The following is a 20,560-nucleotide window of genomic DNA, read 5'->3' on the forward strand; positions in this document are numbered from 1 at the left end:
GAGAAGATGGTACAATAGAACCTAAGTGGTTTCGTGTTTACTTTTCTTCTAATTCTATTTTATCAAGTGGAATGAACTTTGTTTTCTTCACAAATTTATAAATAAACCAAGCTAGAAGAAATAACGGAACACTAAGATACGTAGCCAGCATGCCCACCCAATCAATATGTCCAGAAAGAATGGACTCATAATTTTGTCCCAAAACGACTATAGCACATATAACGATGGTATATATCGGGCCCAAGGGAAACCATCTTGCCCGGTAAGGTAATGCGTCGAGTGAATAGCCCTTTGCGATATATGCTTTCCGAAAGCGATAATGGCAAACTCCAATAAAAATCCAGACGATGAATCCTGAAATGGCAGATGCATTTAGCAACCAGTAATAAACCTTCCCATCTCCAAATGTTGACGAGAAAAATACCAATACGCCAAAAAGGGTCGTGACAAGAAGTGACCAAATCGGTACACCACGTCGATCCACTTTCGCTAAAAATCTAGGTGCTTGCTTTAATTTCGCTAATGCAAAGAGCATACGAGTACCAACATAAAGAAATGAATTTCCAGCGGATAAAACGGAAGTTAGTATAACTGCATTCATAACTGATGCCGCAATGGCCAAACCAGCCTTTTCGAAAACAAGAGTAAACGGACTTACCAAGACGTCTTCACTAAGTAATCGATCACTGGTATATGGAATAAGTAAGCCAATTACTGCGATTGCAAGTACGTAGAATAATAGAATTCGCCAAAATATACTTCGAATCGCTTTTGGAACATCTCTTCTTGGGTTCTCACTCTCCCCTGCAGAGTTTCCTACTATTTCTGTTCCTTGAAAAGAATAGGCAGCCACCACAAAAACACCGAAAATTGCCAGAAAGCCCCCATGAAACGGTGCATCACCGACTGTAAAATTTTTAAAACCTACCGCTTCACCACCCATTATGCCTAAAATCATTAGAAGACCGATAACAATGAAAATAATAACTGTCCCTACCTTAATGATGGAAAACCAATACTCGCTTTCGCCGAAACCTTTAACAGAAAGATAATTGATTAAAAAGATAAGTAAAAGAAATAATGCACTCCACAATATTGATGGGCTGTGTGGAAACCAAAATTTCATAATAAGTGTTGCCGCGGAAAGCTCTGCTGGCAAGGTTATTGCTGCACCATACCAAGCGATCCACCCCAAACCGAAGCCTAGAGAAGGGTCCACAAAGCGTGTTGCATACGTACTATAAGAACCACTCGTTGGCATAAATGCTGCCAGTTCTCCTAATGATGTCATAACGAAATAGATCATGGCACCTATAATAAGATACGCCAAGAGTGCTCCACCCGGACCTGCCGTATGAATCGTTGCACCACTTGCCAGAAATAAGCCTGTTCCAATTGCCCCGCCAATGGAGATCATCACCATATGACGTGACTTAAGTCCTTTCTTAAGCTGCCCTGTGGAAGATGTTTCTTCTGATGGAAGTGACTGAGCTGGTTTTACCATTACGCATTTCCCCTCACCTATTAATTTAATTTTTAAACGCGTATTTTAATCCATTTCGTATTACGGACACGATTAACTTCTTAAGTGATCATGCCCGTAAATGAATAATTCCCAGCAGTCTTATGTCCAGTATTTAGATGAAGCTGTGTATGTTTTAAATTAGTTTTTTACAAGATTATTAGTAATTTCAGGTTCTTTCTCTTTAATGACAACCCCGCGTTTTTCCATTTCTTTCATAAAAACATCCCCTGGAACGATTTGTTCTGGTGCAAAAACACCTGGTTTATCAATTAAGCCATTTCCAATCATTTGTGCGACAACCGAGATACTGTAAGCTGTTGAACGTGCCATTGCCGTGACTTTATTTTTTCTGTCAAAATAGGTGACCATTTCGTATTCAGCTACCGCATCGTTATTGTTTAATACACCCCCTACGCGTACTCTCAATAAACAGACATCCTCTTTGTCGCGAAGATCAACGATTGGTTCTAATACCTTTAATAGTACTTCCGATGGATTTATTTTCTGGCCTTTATATTCAATTTCATAATCCTCACGTGTTAAGTTTAGATCCACTAATAGTTGAAACTTCTCAGCATGCCCCGGATACCGAATCGTTTTATAACTCAGATGTTTTACATCTGGAAAGGTTAATGGCAAGGTAGACGTCCCAGGAGTGTAAAAGGCTTCAAGTGGACCAAATTTTTCAAAATGCACTTTTTCAATACCTGATAAAGAGGGAACCTGTACTACCTTCCCATCACGTATTATGGTTGATGGCTTAGTGTATTCCTGGAAAACCCCTCGCATGGTGAAAACCTCATTATATTCAAAAGGCGGTTCAGGTTTAAGTGGTATACCTCCGACAAAAAGTTCAATCGATTCTACCGTATCCAATTTACTGGCTCCATATCCAGCCAAGATATTTACCATACCCGGTGCAACACCAAGCTCGGATATGTAGGTAATGCCTGCCCTTTTTGCTTCCTCATCAAGGGAAAGGGTTCTTTCAATATTTGAACATCCTAAGTCAACAATATTGACTCCAACCCTTATTGCGTTCTTTGCCACAAATTCACTGAAGGTCAGGTATAAGGCATTGACAACTACATCAAACCCCTTCATAAAATCACCCAATTGCTCCCCGTCTGAAGCATTTACATAGGCAGCTTTTAATTTATTACTATCTAGGTGACTGCATACGCTTTCAGCCTTGTCTAGATCAACATCCGCCAAGACCACTTCTTGAACATTTGGGCTATTCACTAAATCCCGTGCTACCTCTTTGCCCATCAGTCCCGAACCTAAAACAGCAACCTTCATTAAGAACTCCTCCTTAAGTTAAACTAGAGTCTCGACAACCACACGGTCAATCCCAACAATGTGTTATGGAATAGCTTTCAAATAAACATTTTTTCCAACCCTCAAATAAGAGTTTTTCTAGATGGTCTCACCCCCTTAGAGAGAAATATTGCCAAATTTCTGACATCAAAGAGTATTTTTGTCCCTTTTCCCCAATGTTTTCGTTACTCGAATAACCCGCTATTGTAATCGCTTTCAGAAAGGTCTAAGTTTTCATTTCATAAAAACATATACGACATTCTTTTAGTTACTAAACTTAACAGTAAATTGACAGAGATCCGCACGGACATAAGTTTTTGCATATTCAATTGGAATCTTCTCATCTGCATAAGTAATGCTTGTAAACAAATATACAGCCTGTGAAGTATCGATGTTAAGCAGTCTGGATTCATTTTGATCCAATGTGACAATATCAAGAGTTTGATGAGCATTTGTTACATTTATATGGTAGAAATCATAGAGATCGTAAATGGAAAAATCAGATACATTAAGCTCATTCAAATTAGGCAAAATCACTTTGGGAACAAAGATTTCATCAATGGACATTGGTTCCTCATCAGCAAAACACACCCTTTTGATGTAATGAATTTCATCCTCTTCGTCCATTTCAAAAATTTTACTGAATTTTAACCCTGCGTTTCGAAGTTTTTTATTAAGAACATGAATCCTGGGTTTACTATTTTTTTCAAGAATGGTGCGAGAAAAACCAGACAGTGTGTCAAGATCTCTGTTCATTCGCTCTCCCATCACATAAACACCCTTACCTTGAATTGGTTTGACAACCCCTTCCTTCATCAACTGTTCAATTGCTGTTCGAACAGTCAGTCGGTTGACACCATATTTCTCACTCAGTTCTTTTTCAGATGGGATTGCTGTTCCAGGCAAATACACACCATTTTCTATTTGATCTCTCAAAATATCACGCAATTGTACATAAATAGGATACTGCTGCTTAAATTTATACATATAATACACTCACTTTCATGATCCCCGTAGCTAGCCTCCGGAAATATACAGCTGCGTTAACAGCATTACCGCCTGAGTATGCCTGCACAGTTTTTTCCTAAAAATTGAACCATTATCCCCAACTGAAACCAATTTCATCCCTGTTCTTCCTTTCTTCTCAACGTTGAGAAAAACGTCACATGATCAGAACGAATAATCGATTTAAAGTACTCAAAAGGGGCTTTCTGTCCCTCGTTATACGTAATACCTTTCAAAAAGAAAACGGGCGTTTCTTCTGGAATTTGTAGCAACTGGGATTCATTTTTTGTTGCATAACTAATGGACACTCTTTGTGTACCAGCAGAAGGTTTAATATGAAAGACTGTTTCTAACATGTCATAGAGTGAATGGGTGTTGAAATCGTAATCATCAATACCTTTTGCTACCGATAGATTAATATAACTATACTCAAGTAGAGCAGGAATTCCTTTAAGGTGACGGAGACGAATTAACTCCATTACTTCATCACCCATTTCAATTTCTAAATTTCTTGCAATACTTTTATCTGCTTTCACTACCTGACTGCTTAAGACCTCGGTTTTTAGCCCCTTCCCTTGTTCTTTCGCAATCTCCATTAATGGCCGCAAATCCTGAAGGTTTCTAATAAGCTTCTTCTCTGCAACAAAATAACCAATTCCAGAAACCGAATAAACTTTCCCCTCTTTTATAAGTCTCGCTAAAGCACTTCGGAGAGTCGTTCTGTTAATATTCCATTTTTCACATAAGAATCTTTCAGAAGGAAGTTTTTCATGTTCTTTTAATTGATTTTCTTCCATAAACGCTTCCACCATTTCGACTATTTCATTTTTGGGATTAAAGGTTTTTTTCTTCGGCAATATGACTCCCTCCACTAGATAAGTTTTATAAGTCCCCTTCCAAAAACTCCTCTAGGATAATACAATATGTTCGTTTCGATGGACCGTCGAACTCGTATAAATAGACATCCTGTGCAGATCCCTTTTCCAGCTTTCCATTTTGAATCAGAAAATGACAATGGTTTCCGACGAGCATCGCCTTGAGATGGCCAGTTGCATTGCCAGCAGTCGATCCGTAGTCGGGCAAAAGCCTAGCGTGATGATAGGAAGCGTTTTCAGGTACTAGTTTATTTAAGAACTCATGAATATCCTGTTCCAAACATTCAAGCCCTTCATTGACGGTAATTCCGGCAGTCGTGTGCATGGACTGAACAGTAATGAAGCCATTTTGCACTCCACTTGACTGTACCACCTCTTCAATTTGCTTTGTTATATTAACCATCTGCAAATACTTATCTGTCCAAATGGTTTTACGGAAAACTTGTTTAGTCATGTGTCATCCCCATGAATGCCATGGCATTCTCCCCTTTAATAAGTTTTAAAGTTTCCTCTGATAAACCAAGTTTTTCTAATGCGTGGGCCATTCGGATCTGCTCAAAACGGGGATTATCACTCCCAAACATAATCTGATGTCTTAAACTTCTTTCTACCCAGGTCAGTTCAAGCTCCTTTGTAAAAAGAGATTGATAAAACTCTGATGCACTGTCAAAAAATAGTGCAGCTGTATCTGCATACACATTTTGATACTTTAACAGTAACATGGCTGTATCTTTCACCCATGGCCAACCAAAATGTTCAAGGCCTATACGAAGCTTTGAATAGTTAGCGGCTATTTCCTCAAACTCCAATGGGTGTGAATATTTGCTGATGGTATTCTTTTCATAGCTGCATCCGCTATGGAAGAGGATTGGTTTGTTTTCCTCCAGACAAATTTCATATAATTTTCTTAGTGAAGGATCTGTTGGGTAAATCTTTAATTTTGAAAGATTTAGGCTTAATCCATTTAATTTCAATTCTCGAAATGCAAAGTATAGTTCTTCTTCCCATTTGTCGGTTAAAGGATCTACACTGGCAAATCCAAAAAATAATTCTGGTGCTTGATTGATTAAATCTGCCACTTCCTGATTAGACACTAAAGGCTGACCATAAATAGAGGATTCATCCTGTGCAAGCAGACAGAGCTTATCTAGTCCTGCACATTTCATCTGATTTTTCACATGTTGAATCGTTGCGATAGAATTCTTGTGAATATTGAGGCCCTCTTGTCTCAAAGCAAAAATATCCTTTCCCCGATCAATTCCTTCATAAAAATTGGGATGAACGTGTATATCAATAAACATGGCCTTCCCCCTAATCTAGCATTCTCTTCAGATTATGGAGCGCTCTTTTTGCATAGAATCTTGGTTCATTGAGATAATTAGTTACCAGCTCTATTGTTATGGTCTTGTCGTACCCTACACTTTGAAGTTCATGCATTAATTCCGAAAGAGGCAGGTTTCCTTCCCCTGGAACGATATGGTTTTCACTATGGCCATCACTATCAATGATGTGCATATGCACCATCTTGTCTTGAAGTTTATCAAAGTAAGCCATGATACTCTCTCCTTGAATATAAGGAACCACAATGTCCACCATTCCCACTAAATAGGGGGAATGATTCCGATCTAATACTTCTTTCATTTGGTTTGCATTCGTTGTCACATTGGATTCAAAGGTCGTTAATGGCTCATAAATAATTTTATGATCAATTTTTTCCGCATGGTCGATCAATTCTCTTAAACTCTTATCTAGTTTTTCATCAATTTCCCTTTGAGTGGCTTGATACCCTGCATGCCCTGCTGAAATTAACGTATATTCCGCTCCAATGTCCTTGGCCACATCCATAGCAGCTTTTGTATACTCCACCGAATCAACCCTCATTTGCTCTGTGCCGCACATCATATTATATGGGTAGGCATTCATTTCAGGGGTGAAGATTCTTACTGGCATCTCATACTTTTCCATTAGGTTCTTTATTTCACAGGCACCGTATTGCTTTAAGTCAAAAGGGTAGGCGTGAGGTCTACCACCCCATAACTCTACGTAATCATAACCAAAGCGCTTGGCATCTGCAAAAACATTCTCAATTGGATTTCTTTGATAACCGGAAGTAAACATTCCAAACTCCATTGCTTTTCCCCCCTTTTAATATTTCACCTTTCCACCATAATATCTTCTGTCGTCTGGATGATGATCCTTTGCAATGGACAGATAATAGTAGAAGTACTCTAAAGGAACGAATAAAACTAGCGGAGTAATCATTGGATGAACATCCACTCCTAAATCATTTACATCAAAGACAATCACATCTTTAGTGAATCTCTTTACAAAATTTAAGGCGCGTTCTACCGTATGCCTCGATTCATCATTTCCCAACAAAAATACGTATGGTACGCCTTCCTCCACCATTTCTAAAGGTCCATGACGAAATTCAGCAGCATTTAGTTGACATCCATGGGTTCTCGTAAATTCCAGCATGGTGATAATACCTTCTTTATAGGATAAAGGTAGTAGATTTCCGGCTGAAACCGTGTACAGAAATGCGTGCTTACTTGCCTTAATACCTAATTCCTTAGCATGTTCTTCCTGATTTTGAACCAATTTTTTTAAAATATCCGGCAACTCATGAAGCTGTTTCAAAATCTCAGTAAGCTCCTTTTTTTCACCTTCTACTTTCTGAATGTATTTGCACGTAATAAGATAGGTTAAATAGAGATGCATTTGCCAAATCGCGTGTCCTTGATAACCAATTGCATACTCAGAATGATCAATAAGAGGCACACCCTTCCCATCCTTCGAGATTCCTAAAGTCATCGCGCCCTTTTGTCTTGCGAGGTCAATACTCTGATAAACTTCTTCCGTCGTTCCTGAATCACTTACCCCAATTACAAGCGTATGCTTATCAATGGTATACGGAGTTTGATCTAAAAAATCATAGCCACTGTAGGACTTAGAGATAATTTTTGAATACCTATCAAAAAGAATTTGAGCCGTTTGACATGCGCATAACGGTGATCCGCATGCGACAAAATAGACTCTATTAATCTCACGAGATTTCATTTCCTGAACAATATGGTCAATCTCACTTACCTTTTCATTTAACAAAAACTTTACCTCATCTACCATAGTATCTGTAATGAGAAAATCAACACTGTTTTTATCAATAGATAACATAATAATTCTCCCTATTCATATTCTGCCTATCTCTTGTTCTCCCAAGGTTCGAAAATGGATATAATATATGCTGCTAATTTCGCTCCCTCTTGCAATGATCTTTCAATATTTCCGCTTTTTATGTAACACGAGAGGAAGCCTGCAATAAAACTATCTCCAGCACCTACCGTATTTACCACCTCAGTCTTTACAATTCCGGCTTCATACACTTGATTCTCGCTTAAAGCTAGAGAACCATTTTCACCGAAAGTAGCTACAGCAACTTTCATTCCATTCTTCATTCGTTCCTTTAAAAAATCCATTATTTTTTCATCTTTCTCTCGATAGGAGAAAAAACCAATATCCACAATACCATCTAATTCCTTAACCAAATGGCTCTCAAGCCGATCAGCAAAATCAAAACTAATGAAACATTCCGGATTAGCCTTTTTTATGTCTTGTAAAACACCTTCTGCCTTCCCCCAATAAGCGGAGTGAACAACGTTATGAGAAGCGGCAAAATGAACATCCTCTGAATCAAAAACCATATCCTCCAGAACACCTTCTAAATAATCCCCATGAATTCTCTCTTTCTCAATCAGTTGCATATAGGTTATGGCAGTATCCCCATGGGCAACCTTTACATGAGAGATATTGAGACCTTGCTCTTTAAAGCATTGAAGCATTTCCTTGCCATATTCATCATCAGCAACAGTAGTAAGAATGGATGTAGGGACTCCAAGTTGCGCAAGGTTCATTCCAGTATCGACGATATTACCTGTGAGATAGTAGCGATTTAAATGTGAGTAGAAGTCCACGCAATTATCACCAATTACCGCAACACTTTTCATTTTTTCGCTACACCTCCACAGAAATATTTATCATTAAGATAGTCCACAGATTGTTTCAGAGAAGTGTGGGGATCCTTCCAGTAGATGGAATCATTAATTTCCAATGAAACATATTGATTATATTCAACATTTGAAAGGTAGTCTAAATACCCATTAATAGAATAATTGCCACTACCTAAGATTTCATGGTTTTCATCAGATAGATGAATATGTACGATGTTATTTCCTAATTGACTAAAAAAGTCATGTATCGTATCACCAGCTACTTCCATTGCCACTACGTCCAAACAGACTTTGAGATTTTCACGCTGGACATCGCGAAGCATATTCTTTACATCCTTCAAAGACGTTACGAGGTTACTTTCATATGGTTGTAACTGTTCCAGCACTAATTCCACACCATAGCGTTTTGCTATATCACAAATTCTTTGATAACTTTCCACTGTATAATTCCAGCTAATATTTCGTTCAACATCTCGAAGTCCACAACCTGTATTCATAAAAATCCGATGACATCCTAACTCCAATGCATCATTACAAGCCATATCAAAGAATTCAACCGTCCGATTTCTTACACTCTCCTCCGGGCTAGAAAAGCTGTAAGGATATGCAAGAGTTTCCGGGGTGTACATGACAACCTTTATTCCACTTTCCTCCAATTGCTTGCTGATCTTTCTAAGCTTATTGCTAGCCTCATATCTTGTAAGATAATTTAATCTGAAATAATGGGGCTCAGCACCCCAAAATTCAATGTTTTTAACTCCGCATTTAAGCAAAAGAGTCAATCGTATAGTCCAATGAGTACTGGACATACTGCACACTCATTGCAGCAATCTGTTCCTTTTTTAACATGTTGTCCCCTTCTTCCAAACTCAATAATTTCTGTGTTTTTAATACCAATTAATACATATTCAATCTTTTTTATACCTATTCATATAAATTTCACTTTTTTTATACCAGTTGTTTACAATATAAGCACTTTCATGGAAGTTAGATTATTCCGTGAACTTTTATACCAATCTAGTTCGAAAATTTATCCAAGGGATATCGCCAACATTTCGGAAATTTTGTACGCAAAGGATAATTTCAACAAAAAAAAGTCGGATTCCCGTACGCTACAGAACCGACTTTTTATATGGGATACAACTGCCGACAAAACGTATATTTTATTCGCTAAGCAGAAGGAATAAAATATAAAAAATAGAAAGGTGTGTTGCGGAAAGAACTTTTACATCATATTTCACCCCTTGATTGGGAACATATCGACTTCCTTAGAGAGTATAAGTATTAATTTAAGCAAGCAACTACTTTAGAATTGTTACGAACACTTCGAAGATAATATATACATTCCAAAATTCCTTAGCTTAGGAAAATCGGCTTTTTGTTTTCCGAAAATGTATTAGCGTGGGTTTTATGTCATTTGGTTGGCGGAACAATAATAACAAAATAAAAACACTTCCTGCATCATACTAAATACGATGGAGGAAGTGTTTTTTTCTTTATTTTTATGTTTGAGTCTAATATGTCAATGGTTATCGTTACATGCCTATTAATGAATTCTTCCAATGTTTCAATGACATCCTCATCATCAATAAAAAAATCATTTACATACTTTGTTCCGCTAAAAAATAATTGCTTTCCTTCAAAGTAATAAATTTCGGCATGTCCTTCATAAGTTCGAATTAATTGCTTACTTTCCGATTGATGTACAAAAATCTTTATAGAAACATATTGGTCATTTAGCGTTTCAAAAACCTTTGCGATGGGAGTATCATTGATTTTCAACACTGCAGAACCTTTTTCTTCTTTTTTTTCAATGATTCCCGTTACTTCGATGCTTTTATCTTTAACCATAAAGAGATTTCCTTTCGAACAAAAATACTACTAATGAATCAGTACGTTTTTCAAAAATAGTATAGCAAAAATTGGTCGATATGTTAACTTTCCGATAAAGATCGTATACGCCTAAGCGATGGAAATAATAGCATCCATAGGCCTTCAACTACAATCGTACCTACTCCACCAATGAACGCGGCAGGCACAGTACCAATAAGTCCAGCCAATGTACCCGATTCAAACTCGCCAAGCTGGTTCGAAGTACCGATAAATAAAGAATTGACCGCATTCACCCGTCCTCTCATCTCATCCGGAGTTTGTAGTTGAACGAGAGAGGATCGAATCACAACACTTACCACATCAGAAGCTCCGATAATTAATAAAGCTACTAAAGAAATAATTAGATTCGTTGATAAAGCAAATAACATGGTGGCCAGTCCGAAAACTCCCAATGCTCCAAAAAGAATAGGCCCAAATGCTTTTTTAAGAGGATAATATGCCAGTACCATCGACATGATTAATGCCCCAACGGCTGGAGCAGTCCGCATTAACCCAAGCCCTAAAGGACCTGTGTGTAAAATATCTTGGGCAAATATCGGTAATAGCGCTGTTGCACCACCAAGTAATACGGCAAAAAGATCCAGTGAAATCGTACCTAAAATAACCTTGTGACGATAAACAAACACTAGTCCCATCAGCATCGAACGCAAGGTGACAGGTTCCGATGACCTCTGGAATGTCCTTTCTAAGCGTATAAAGAATGTAAGAATAGTAGAAACCAATAACGCTATGGTAACGGTTATGTAAACGGATGCCGGGCCCAATGCATAAAGCACCCCGCCAAGAGATGGACCAACTATTTGCGCCGTTTGTCCCGCTGAAGTAGTCCATGCTATTGCTTGTTGCAAAATTTTCTTTGGTACAAGTTGAGGCAGTAACGCTGAAGAAGCCGGCCCTTCAAAAGAACGACATGCTCCAAGAATGGCTGCCGCCACCAAAATATTCTCTTTGGATAACCAGCCGGCGACACTTCCATATAAAAGCAATCCAGCAGTAAGAGCCTCAATAATTTGACACACGTTCACAATTCTTCTGCGATCAAAGCGGTCTGCAACCTGCCCTACCACTAATGTCAAAAGCACCATCGGTACAAACTGGGCAAGACCCACTAACCCTAGACTGAAAGCATCATGGGTTAACGCATACATCTGCCATCCTATCGCAACAGACAACATCTGAAATGATATAGAAGTTAAAATTCGTGAAACCCAATAATTTGCGAAAGATGGCTGTCTCAGAATCGAACCACTTAAACTAGCCAAACAAAACTCACATCCTTTTTGAATGAATAAGAAAGAATATATAATTACGTAATTTAGGAATACGAAATATTATACTATTTTTAAACCCTAATTTGTTGAAAATTTTTTAGATGAATAGTTCAAGAATACGAATATAAAGTGTTTTGATTATAAAACTATTTAACCATACGTCTTTTGTGATCATTTTGTTTCCACGAAGGAATTTTTTCATTATTATCTTTACGTGGTTCATTGACTATAGCTAAATATCCGAAATAATAGTACACTCCGTTATGTAAAAAAACTACTGATCTAATTATCAGTAGCAAAGACTATTTCGTTTGTGGACTAAAAATAGGTTTCATTTAAAATAGGTGTTTTCTAGTAAACTGCTCTCCTTTTTATAGGTAAAGAAGCAAGTGCAGATTCATTGAATCCTCTCACGATAAGCCAAACAGCTAAGATCATTTCATTTGCTGCTACTGGCAGAGACATGATTCCACCCCAAACAGAAATTTGTGGAAAGACACCAAACATTTCTAATATCGCAGCAACAAAAACCAGAATTGCCCCTGTCATGCCTATGATTGGTATAAATCTTGGAACAAGCTTGGATTTATAAAAGATATAACTGTACATCATAGTGTTTATCCCGAGCATGAAATTGGGGCCAAGCAAAAATGTCCAATCATGAACTGCTTTTAATAATGTTCCTGATGCTTGAAAAGCGGCGATATTAGTCGCTCCTGTTGCAACAAATTCCTTGCTTAAGGTTAATAGGGATAGAACGCTGATTACTCCAACCGTAATAATAACCGCTTCAAGAAATCGGAAGAAAACATGCCATAGAGCTATCGTTTCATTATACTTTCTTAAAAATGGAAACATGGTAGTTGAGGTGCCAATGGCAGATGCGACAAGAATTAACTCCATAATAGCCCCAATTATCACCAAATTTGCGTGTTCGGAACCTTTAATGAGGTAATCTTGACCGTTTAAGATAGGATCGTATAATTTGAGACCGATGATCGCCGTTACGGCAGCCAATATAAAAAATATCCCCACCATTTTTGGAGGGCACTGAAAAAGTCCCCCTAATTAATGGAAAAAGGTATAATACCTCATAATCTGAGGGAATTATACCTTTTTTTGCTGTATAATTATAAGTATCAATTTCAAGTGGGTGGGTACTATGATACAAAATCAACAATCCATGATTCTAAGTCCTTATATGGGTATTTATGATTTAGTTGTTCCAAAGGATAATATGTTACGTAGACTAAATGACTTGGTCGATTTTTCTTTTGTTTATGATGAACTTAAGGAAAAATATTGCCATAATAATGGTCGAAACGCTATCGACCCTATTCGTATGTTCAAATATTTATTATTAAAGACCATCTATGACTTATCTGATGTTGACGTTGTCGAACGTTCAAAATACGACATGTCCTTTAAATATTTTCTTCATATGGCCCCGGAAGAGCCAGTAATGGAGCCAAGTTCTTTAACGAAGTTTCGAAAACTTCGTTTAAAAGATATAAACCTATTAGACATGCTTATTAATAAATCTGTAGAAATTGCCATCGAGAAAGAAATCATCAAAAGTAAATCCATTATCGTGGATGCCACCCATACAAAAGCTCGCTACAATCAGAAATCACCTAGGGAAATCCTAATGGATCGCTCTAAGAAGTTAAGAAAAGCTATTTATTCCATAGACGAAACAATGAGAGATAAATTTCCCACTAAAAATACAACAGACGTCTTAGAAAATGAAATCGACTATTGTCAAAAACTCATCGATGTAATTGAAAAAGAAGACAGCCTAACCCAGTATCCAAAGGTGAAAGAGCCTTTAAACCTTTTAAAAGAAACCGTTACTGACGATATTGAACACTTACAGATCTCCGAGGATAAAGATGCAAAAGTAGGTCATAAAACCGCTGCTTCTTCTTTTTTTGGTTATAAAACACACATTGCCATGAGTGAAGAAAGAATTATAACCGCCGCAACCGTTACGACTGGAGAAAAGAATGATGGAAAGCAATTAGAAACGCTGATTGAAAAAAGTATCAAAGCTGGAATGAAAGCTGAAACGGTTATTGGTGATACAGCCTATTCAGAAAAAGGTAATATCGAATACACAAAAGAAAAGGAAATAAAATTAGTAGCCAAGTTAAACCCTTCTGTAACACAAGGTTTTCGAAAAAAAGAAGATGAATTTGAATTCAATAAAGATGCAGGGATGTATGTTTGTAAAGCTGGACATATGGCTATAAGGAAAGCGCGAGGAGGAAAAAAAGGAGTCGCTACTAATCAAGTGGACACATACTTCTTTGACATTGAAAAGTGTAAACGATGCCCTTTCAAAGAAGGGTGTTATAAAGAAGGGGCGAAAAGTAAGACTTACTCTGTAAGTATCAAATCAAATGATCATACCGAACAAGCAAAATTCCAAGAAAGTGATTATTTTAAGGAAAAATCAAAAGAACGATATAAAATAGAAGCTAAAAATAGCGAATTAAAACACAGACACGGGTACGATGTTGCGGAATCCTCGGGTCTAATTGGCATGGAATTACAAGGTGCCGTGACTATATTTACTGTGAATCTAAAAAGAATACTAAAACTAATAGATATAAAATAATGGGGCAAAGATCCTAAAACAAACAAAAAAGACGACTCAACATTCACTATTTGAATGGCAAGGTCGTCTTTTTCTATTTTACAATTTAATTCTTCTAAAAAAATGAAGGATTTTCAGTGGCCTCCCATTTTTGCAGCTTTTTTGTTTGAATTCATTTTACTCTCCCCTTATATAAATAAATTCAAAAACAGTAAATCTTAAATAATTATTTCCCTAATCACTTAATATCGTCTTCATAAAAGAAAACCTCTTCCAATGGTAAGTTAAAGGCGCGTGCTATTCTAAAAGCCAATTCTAAAGATGGAGAATAGTTTCCCTTTTCAAGAGCTACGATGGTTTGTCTCGTGACGCCTACCTTGTCAGCCAATTGCTGCTGAGTCATTTCATCATGATGAAAGCGTAATTTTCGTATGTGATTGCCGACAAGAATTTTCCCCATATTAAACTCCTCTCCTATAGTGATAAAGTTTCGTAATGGAACCGGTCACATCGGAAATAAATCCTGAAGTAATGAGGATAATGAACATCAGCTGTGACGGTTGAAAGACAATAAGCGATCCCATTGCAAGAAGAAAGCCAAGGATAAACACCACAAAAGAATTTCGAGCTGCTTTTAAGTCAATTAGCTTATCGAGTTCATCCGCAAATTTTGGCTCCTTTTCTCCAGTCGTCATTCGAAAAATAATGTTAAAAATGATACTAATAATGATATGCGCGACTATTGAAATCAAAGTCAAGATGAGCACAAAGGTTCCCCAATATCGAAAGGTTTCCATCGACTCCAGTCCCCCTAGCGGATGCCTTGGATACATAAACAAGCAAAACACACCAAAAATGACAATTGCACTGATAATAGATACAACGCTTTTCTTTTCTTGATATGTCATACTCTCCCCCCCTTTTTTTGCACATTCCATTTACATAAAGTAAAGTATTTATTACATAATGTAAAATATACTATACATAAAGTCAATAGTAATTTACATCATAAAACACTTTTTCTTTCCTGGACAAAGAAAAAAGATACCAACAACGGCGGCTAAAATAAAAATGGCACAGATAAGTTCTGTGCCAATGAGTAATTCAGTAGTAACTGGGTTACTCTGTATTCTATAACTCGCCGCAAGAGGATGGATTATTTTTCATTCGTTTGGAATCAGTTTCTTCTTGAACAGATTCCAAACCGTATCCAGTTGAGCTTATTTCCAATACTTCCTTCGAATGATCACTTAAACCCTCATTCATCTTTTCCTTTTCATTCAAATGATCTTTACTCATAGAAACCCCCGTTTTTAAAATTTAGGTTGTAAAGCAAACTCATCTTTTATATGGTTCCTCTTTCTTTTTGAAGACATACACATAAATGACTCGAGGGGGTTTCTGAACAAAATTGCGCATTTTTGTGAATTACCAAACAAACAATCCAACAAACATTGCACTCAAGAGTGAAACAGCAATACCGCTCACTAAAAGCTTCCAAACATTTTTCCCAATGATTCTGGACTTCTCATCGCCTATGATAGAGCTAATAGCCCCATAAATCATGCCGACCGTACTGAAATTGGCAAAAGAAGTTAAAAAGGTTGTCGCAACGGCTACCGTATGAGGCGGCAGCGAATGTATTTGATTTTTTAAATCCATCATCGCGACAAATTCATTGGTAGCAAGCTTGATTCCCATTAGACGAGCAACGTACAGGGCATCATGGCCGGACAATCCAAGAAGAAAGGCAAAAGGACTAAAAATAATGGAGAAAATCTTTTGGACCGTTAGTCCGTGTATAAAAAATCCTAAAATTCCATTTAAACAGGCTGTTAAAGCAACATAACCGACAACCATAGCTAAAATGACAATAACCATTTTTATACCGACAAGCATACTATTCGAAATCGTAGAGAAGAAATCTTTTCGTTCCTTTTTGGATGGAACGTAGACTACATCTTCTTCTTTGGTAACTTCAATGGGATTTAAAACACTTGCAAACAATAAGGCATTTAAACAGTTTAAAGGAATTGCAGCAAATACATACTCTCCCGGGACCATGCTTAGATATGCTCCGATAATAGATCCGCTAATACTGCTCATGCTCATAATTCCAAATGTAAGCAGACGGTTTTCCTTCAATACGGAAAGTTGCTGGCGGATAACGGCCAATGCCTCCGTATTTCCGAGGAACATCATTTGCAAGGAAAAGAAGCTTTCAAGCTTAGGTAACCCTGAAACTTTTGAAATGACCCAGCCGACTTTATCAATAATCCATGTTAAAATACCGAAGTAACTTAGGATATCAAAGAAGGTAATGATAAAAATAATTGGCATTAAGGCACTAAAGAAAAAATCAACCGTAGGATTCGCCATTACGGATGGGAAGGCAAAGGAAATTCCCTGATTTGCACAGGATATGAGAAAAGTAAAAAACGATGCAATTTTATTTATCACCCATATCCCAATTTGGGTTCCAAGCATAAACCACGTTATAAGGAGTTCCACTACGATTAAACTAAGAATGGACCGCCATTTTATCCTTTTCTTATTAGGCGAACAAAGGAATACCAAACCAAAAACGACTAGGATCCCTACTATATTCAATAAAAAAAACATGCTAACAACTCCTTACATAGGATTCCCTGTACCTCTATTCCCCCAGCCACAGACTGAAGTATGAATAATAGAACACGGAAACCCTATTAACCTGATACAGTATCTAATAAACCGTATCTAAGGAAATAGTCTGCATGTTTATTTCTAAGTTTATTCATACTTCCCTGTAGTCCGACAATTATGGCTGCCGGGTAGAAACTATCAGACCATTCAACTGATATTATACAAGGATAATTTTTTGACCTCATAAGTCTATAATAAGGATCAAAATTCAACAATATATTTATTAGAAGTTGTAATCATTTTATAAATATTAATAGTAGGAAGATTCCATATGGTAAACCCTTTCTTCATTCATCCTTTGAATTATGTGTGAATAATATCTAGATTCAATTGGAATGAATCGGTTTAATGATAAAGTCAAATTCCAATTTCTGATTCGAATGAATAAGGTATTCATCATGAACGGGCGCTCCCCAGCTGTCATCTCCCCCAACACCCATTTGCATTCCAACTGTTACAACCGTATAGTGTATATTTGGCAATTCATAATGATGCATCGCATTTTCGAGTTCAAACGCGGTATATGGAGAAAAATTACATTCTAATGGTTCAGAAACTGCTACTATCTTAATCCCAAATCCATCACTATTTTGCAAACTTACCCGCCTAACTCCTGTTCTATTGCCTGATTCCTGCGGCATGACATAATCGGACAAGTTAGTTGAAACATTGTTTTTAAATATGCATAACCTTGCCCCATTATTTCGGTCATAATAGTTTTCCTCCGGACCCATTGCATACCATTCCAGCAGATGATAATCAGCGGGAACTTTAAATGTTAGTGCGAATATAGGGAGCTGTGGAAGATTGTCTGCCCCATTATAAATAGATTTTATAGAAATACTCCCGTCTGGGTACACAGTATAGATATGTTTTACTTCTATTTTCTGATGAATAGAAAACTTATAAGTAAATGCTATGCGAATAACATCCTGTTCTTCTTTCACTTCAATCTTTTCACATTTCCGAGCCAAGCTAGCAGCATACCAAAGCCCTGAATGATATCCTTGGGAAAAACCTCGATCATTGTCGGTGGTTGCTCGCCAGAATAATGGGGCAATCGGTGTAGAGAGCATTTCTTTGCCAAAATAATTTAAGGATACAAGACTCCCTGCCTGTTTTGAAAAAAGAATAGAAAAATCTTTTCCATGAATCCCGACATTCACATCACCGTGGACCACCTTAAATTTCCCTTGTGGAATATGTGTTTCCTCTTCCCCTTTTTCTTTAAAAACATACTGCCCAAACGCTATTTCATACCCTGCTTTAGCCCAAAGTATATCTTTCTTTAATGTAAAAGAGGCATGAATACAATATTCGCCTTTTTTACGGAAAATATGAGGCGGCCACTTAATCGCTGCTCTTCCCTCACTCAAAGGCGCTACATTCACTTGAAGAATATCTCGAAACAATTCCTCACCTTCGTGATAAAGAATAATTTCTAGATCATAATCCGATGTATCTGAAAATAGATTATCATTCCGTATTGTAATGCCAGTGCAATCCGGGAGTAATTTCAGGTTTTGATATAAATATTTTACTTCCTGCATCTTAGGTGATAGCTTTCGATTAGCATATACAATACCATTGGTGCAAAAACCGTAATCGGTAGGACGATCATCGAAATCGCCGCCATACGCTAAGTACTCTTTCCCATAACGGTCTTTTTTCACGAGCGCCTGATCGATAAAATCCCAGATAAATCCACCCTGATACATTGGGTATTTTCGCTCGAGATCTGTATATTTTTTCATTCCTCCAAGGGAGTTTCCCATTGCATGCATGTATTCACAGCTTATATAAGGCTTATTAGGGTTTTCAGCTAAATACTTTTCAATATCGGCAGGTTTTGCATACATACGGCTTTCCATATCGCTTGTATCATCATAATCACGGTTATGAAACACCCCTTCATAATGGACGAGACGTGATGAATCAACAGATTTAAAATAACGAGAAACATTTAAAATTACCTCACCTGCATATGATTCATTCCCACAGGACCATATCAATATGGAAGGATGATTCTTGTCCCGTTCATACATAGAAATCGCTCGGTCCAACACAATATCTTGCCATTCTGGCTTGTTTCCAGGTATGTTCCAAGAAGGATCAACCGCCCCCATCTTTTGCCATGAACCATGCGTTTCTAAGTTCATTTCATCGATAACATATATTCCGTATCGGTCACATAACTCGTACCATTCGCTTTGATTAGGGTAATGGGAGGTCCGAACGGCGTTAATATTATGCTGCTTCATCGTTTTTATATCCCATAACATATCTTCTTTTGTAATGGCGCGCCCTCTTCGACAATGGAATTCGTGCCGATTTACGCCTTTGAACACAATCCGTTCTCCATTTAGTTTCATTACCTTATCCACGATCTCGAATTTCCGAAACCCTATTGATTGAGGGACAACCTCTACTAATCTGCCATCCTTATTAAAAACTTGAATATAGAGTTTATATAAATAAGGATTTTCTGCACTCCACAGCTTTGGTGACTCTACTGAACAGGTAAGGGATCGTTTTCCATTAGCACCTTCCTTTTCAGTTGTTGTTGCTATTAGAGTTCCAGCAGCATCGTATAATTCGCCAACTATTTTACCAAGATGACCTGAAGTGAATAATGCTAAATCTAATGAGAGGGTTCCTTTCGTAAAAGTCGAATTCAAATCGGTCTCGACCCGGATATCTGATACATGGATTTCAGGAATTGTATAAAGGTAAACATCTCGGAAAATTCCAGAAAACCGCCAAAAATCCTGGTCTTCCAGCCAGCTTCCGGTGCTTCGTTGATAAACCTCTACAGCCAATTTATTCTCGTAATCTCTCAGATATGGTGTTAAATCAAATTCCGCTGGTGTAAAGGAATCCTCGCTGTAACCAACAAATTCCCCATTCACCCAAACGAAAAAAGCCGATTCTACTCCCTGAAATGAAATAAAAACAGGTCGATCCTGCATATTTTCCGGTACATCAAAATACCTCACATAACTTCCAACCGGATTAAAATCCGTTGGTACTTCCGGCGGCCGAATAGACTGAAGTCCATCCCAAGGATACATCGTATTTACATATTGAGGGTTGCCATAGCCCTGCAACTGGATATGTCCGGGAACTTGAATATCGCCCCAACTCGTACAATTAAAATCTAATTGGTAAAATTTTTCCGGTCGAGTTTCCGGATTGTTGGAATAATAGAACTTCCAATTTCCATTTAACCCACAACGCATTGGCATTGGATTAGCATTTTTCGCTTCCTCCAGCGACTCATAGTAAGAATGGTCTGAATGTGCTTTAAGACGATTAACAGCAAATACATTAACATCTGAAAGCCAGTTTATATCTGGTTTTGTCATCATAATCATTACACC

Annotated in this window: 19 protein-coding genes and 1 riboswitch; of the genes, 1 reads left to right on the forward strand and 18 read right to left on the reverse strand. The window is 37.5% G+C overall.

Annotation, left to right across the window (positions count from 1 at the left end; genetic code table 11):
• Window positions 1–37 precede the first annotated feature (37 nt).
• From NSQ59_RS13640 to NSQ59_RS13700, 13 genes are all read right to left on the reverse strand, one after another.
• Complete coding sequence (locus NSQ59_RS13640; protein WP_055739861.1) at window positions 38–1,504, reverse strand: amino acid permease; 1,467 nt, start codon at window positions 1,502–1,504, stop codon at window positions 38–40.
• Between the two features lie 159 nt (window positions 1,505–1,663).
• Window positions 1,664–2,827: a saccharopine dehydrogenase family protein gene (locus tag NSQ59_RS13645; RefSeq protein ID WP_055739862.1), complete on the reverse strand. Its 1,164-nt coding sequence runs from the start codon at window positions 2,825–2,827 to the stop codon at window positions 1,664–1,666.
• Between the two features lie 282 nt (window positions 2,828–3,109).
• Window positions 3,110–3,832 carry a GntR family transcriptional regulator gene (locus NSQ59_RS13650; protein ID WP_055739863.1) on the reverse strand — a complete coding sequence of 241 codons (723 nt, stop codon included), beginning with the start codon at window positions 3,830–3,832 and terminating at the stop codon, window positions 3,110–3,112.
• A 134-nt stretch (window positions 3,833–3,966) separates the two neighbouring features.
• A complete protein-coding gene (locus tag NSQ59_RS13655) occupies window positions 3,967–4,707 on the reverse strand; it encodes a GntR family transcriptional regulator (RefSeq protein WP_055739864.1) in 741 nt (246 codons plus the stop codon).
• A 25-nt stretch (window positions 4,708–4,732) separates the two neighbouring features.
• Window positions 4,733–5,179, reverse strand: coding sequence for a secondary thiamine-phosphate synthase enzyme YjbQ (locus NSQ59_RS13660; RefSeq protein WP_055739865.1), 447 nt, complete (start codon window positions 5,177–5,179; stop codon window positions 4,733–4,735).
• A complete protein-coding gene (locus NSQ59_RS13665) occupies window positions 5,172–6,026 on the reverse strand; it encodes an amidohydrolase family protein (RefSeq protein ID WP_055739866.1) in 855 nt (284 codons plus the stop codon). The genes NSQ59_RS13660 and NSQ59_RS13665 overlap by 8 nt, the downstream gene beginning before the upstream one ends.
• A gap of 10 nt (window positions 6,027–6,036) precedes the next feature.
• Window positions 6,037–6,855: a fructoselysine 3-epimerase gene (gene frlC, locus NSQ59_RS13670; RefSeq protein WP_055739867.1), complete on the reverse strand. Its 819-nt coding sequence runs from the start codon at window positions 6,853–6,855 to the stop codon at window positions 6,037–6,039.
• A gap of 15 nt (window positions 6,856–6,870) precedes the next feature.
• Window positions 6,871–7,899, reverse strand: a complete 1,029-nt coding sequence (locus NSQ59_RS13675; protein WP_055739868.1) for an SIS domain-containing protein — start codon at window positions 7,897–7,899, stop codon at window positions 6,871–6,873.
• Window positions 7,900–7,925: 26 nt separating this feature from the next.
• Window positions 7,926–8,729, reverse strand: a complete 804-nt coding sequence (gene frlD, locus NSQ59_RS13680; RefSeq protein WP_055739869.1) for a fructoselysine 6-kinase — start codon at window positions 8,727–8,729, stop codon at window positions 7,926–7,928.
• Window positions 8,726–9,541, reverse strand: coding sequence for a sugar phosphate isomerase/epimerase family protein (locus tag NSQ59_RS13685; protein WP_200915578.1), 816 nt, complete (start codon window positions 9,539–9,541; stop codon window positions 8,726–8,728). Before NSQ59_RS13685 ends, frlD begins: the two co-directional genes overlap by 4 nt.
• Window positions 9,542–10,193: 652 nt before the next feature.
• Window positions 10,194–10,583, reverse strand: coding sequence for a hypothetical protein (locus tag NSQ59_RS13690; RefSeq protein ID WP_055739870.1), 390 nt, complete (start codon window positions 10,581–10,583; stop codon window positions 10,194–10,196).
• An 83-nt stretch (window positions 10,584–10,666) separates the two neighbouring features.
• Complete coding sequence (locus NSQ59_RS13695) at window positions 10,667–11,887, reverse strand: MFS transporter (RefSeq protein WP_340831748.1); 1,221 nt, start codon at window positions 11,885–11,887, stop codon at window positions 10,667–10,669.
• A gap of 360 nt (window positions 11,888–12,247) precedes the next feature.
• Window positions 12,248–12,934, reverse strand: a complete 687-nt coding sequence (locus tag NSQ59_RS13700; RefSeq protein WP_340831749.1) for a DUF4386 domain-containing protein — start codon at window positions 12,932–12,934, stop codon at window positions 12,248–12,250.
• Window positions 12,935–13,058: 124 nt separating this feature from the next.
• Here NSQ59_RS13700 and NSQ59_RS13705 point away from each other — a divergent pair, with 124 nt between their 5' ends.
• Window positions 13,059–14,516 carry an IS1182 family transposase gene (locus NSQ59_RS13705; protein ID WP_340831752.1) on the forward strand — a complete coding sequence of 486 codons (1,458 nt, stop codon included), beginning with the start codon at window positions 13,059–13,061 and terminating at the stop codon, window positions 14,514–14,516.
• A 217-nt stretch (window positions 14,517–14,733) separates the two neighbouring features.
• On the opposite strand, the gene NSQ59_RS13710 is transcribed toward NSQ59_RS13705, so the two are convergent.
• The 5 genes from NSQ59_RS13710 to NSQ59_RS13730 all read right to left on the reverse strand — a co-directional run bounded on the left by NSQ59_RS13710 (window position 14,734) and on the right by NSQ59_RS13730 (window position 20,548).
• The gene (locus NSQ59_RS13710; protein WP_055739873.1) at window positions 14,734–14,955 is read right to left on the reverse strand and encodes a helix-turn-helix transcriptional regulator; all 222 of its coding nucleotides are present in this window, start codon (window positions 14,953–14,955) and stop codon (window positions 14,734–14,736) included.
• A gap of 1 nt (window position 14,956) precedes the next feature.
• Entirely contained in the window at window positions 14,957–15,403 is a 447-nt protein-coding gene (locus tag NSQ59_RS13715; protein ID WP_340831755.1) for a hypothetical protein, read from the reverse strand.
• 223 nt (window positions 15,404–15,626) lie between these two features.
• Window positions 15,627–15,794 (reverse strand): hypothetical protein, encoded by a 168-nt coding sequence (locus tag NSQ59_RS13720; RefSeq protein WP_340831757.1) that lies wholly within the window; start codon window positions 15,792–15,794, stop codon window positions 15,627–15,629.
• A gap of 129 nt (window positions 15,795–15,923) precedes the next feature.
• Window positions 15,924–17,117 (reverse strand): nucleoside transporter C-terminal domain-containing protein, encoded by a 1,194-nt coding sequence (locus NSQ59_RS13725; protein ID WP_055739875.1) that lies wholly within the window; start codon window positions 17,115–17,117, stop codon window positions 15,924–15,926.
• A 147-nt stretch (window positions 17,118–17,264) separates the two neighbouring features.
• Window positions 17,265–17,365: riboswitch (purine riboswitch) on the reverse strand.
• Window positions 17,366–17,506: 141 nt separating this feature from the next.
• Window positions 17,507–20,548 (reverse strand): glycoside hydrolase family 2 TIM barrel-domain containing protein, encoded by a 3,042-nt coding sequence (locus tag NSQ59_RS13730; protein WP_340831759.1) that lies wholly within the window; start codon window positions 20,546–20,548, stop codon window positions 17,507–17,509.
• Window positions 20,549–20,560: the final 12 nt, after the last annotated feature.

This window comes from Margalitia sp. FSL K6-0131 (assembly GCF_038008735.1).
Lineage (GTDB): Bacteria > Bacillota > Bacilli > Bacillales > Bacillaceae_C > Margalitia > Margalitia shackletonii.

Excerpts from the sequence above, each read along its gene's own strand:
- NSQ59_RS13650 (WP_055739863.1), bottom strand. The coding sequence starts at position 3,832 with ATGTATAAATTTAAGCAGCAGTATCCTATTTATGTACAATTGCGTGAT.
- NSQ59_RS13685 (WP_200915578.1), bottom strand. The coding sequence starts at position 9,541 with ATGTCCAGTACTCATTGGACTATACGATTGACTCTTTTGCTTAAATGC.
- NSQ59_RS13640 (WP_055739861.1), bottom strand. The coding sequence starts at position 1,504 with ATGGTAAAACCAGCTCAGTCACTTCCATCAGAAGAAACATCTTCCACA.
- NSQ59_RS13730 (WP_340831759.1), bottom strand. The coding sequence starts at position 20,548 with ATGATGACAAAACCAGATATAAACTGGCTTTCAGATGTTAATGTATTT.
- frlD (WP_055739869.1), bottom strand. The coding sequence starts at position 8,729 with ATGAAAAGTGTTGCGGTAATTGGTGATAATTGCGTGGACTTCTACTCA.
- NSQ59_RS13665 (WP_055739866.1), bottom strand. The coding sequence starts at position 6,026 with ATGTTTATTGATATACACGTTCATCCCAATTTTTATGAAGGAATTGAT.
- NSQ59_RS13690 (WP_055739870.1), bottom strand. The coding sequence starts at position 10,583 with ATGGTTAAAGATAAAAGCATCGAAGTAACGGGAATCATTGAAAAAAAA.
- NSQ59_RS13715 (WP_340831755.1), bottom strand. The coding sequence starts at position 15,403 with ATGACATATCAAGAAAAGAAAAGCGTTGTATCTATTATCAGTGCAATT.
- NSQ59_RS13700 (WP_340831749.1), bottom strand. The coding sequence starts at position 12,934 with ATGGTGGGGATATTTTTTATATTGGCTGCCGTAACGGCGATCATCGGT.
- NSQ59_RS13660 (WP_055739865.1), bottom strand. The coding sequence starts at position 5,179 with ATGACTAAACAAGTTTTCCGTAAAACCATTTGGACAGATAAGTATTTG.
- NSQ59_RS13705 (WP_340831752.1), top strand. The coding sequence starts at position 13,059 with ATGATACAAAATCAACAATCCATGATTCTAAGTCCTTATATGGGTATT.
- NSQ59_RS13720 (WP_340831757.1), bottom strand. The coding sequence starts at position 15,794 with ATGAGTAAAGATCATTTGAATGAAAAGGAAAAGATGAATGAGGGTTTA.
- NSQ59_RS13725 (WP_055739875.1), bottom strand. The coding sequence starts at position 17,117 with ATGTTTTTTTTATTGAATATAGTAGGGATCCTAGTCGTTTTTGGTTTG.
- NSQ59_RS13675 (WP_055739868.1), bottom strand. The coding sequence starts at position 7,899 with ATGTTATCTATTGATAAAAACAGTGTTGATTTTCTCATTACAGATACT.
- frlC (WP_055739867.1), bottom strand. The coding sequence starts at position 6,855 with ATGGAGTTTGGAATGTTTACTTCCGGTTATCAAAGAAATCCAATTGAG.
- NSQ59_RS13710 (WP_055739873.1), bottom strand. The coding sequence starts at position 14,955 with ATGGGGAAAATTCTTGTCGGCAATCACATACGAAAATTACGCTTTCAT.
- NSQ59_RS13645 (WP_055739862.1), bottom strand. The coding sequence starts at position 2,827 with ATGAAGGTTGCTGTTTTAGGTTCGGGACTGATGGGCAAAGAGGTAGCA.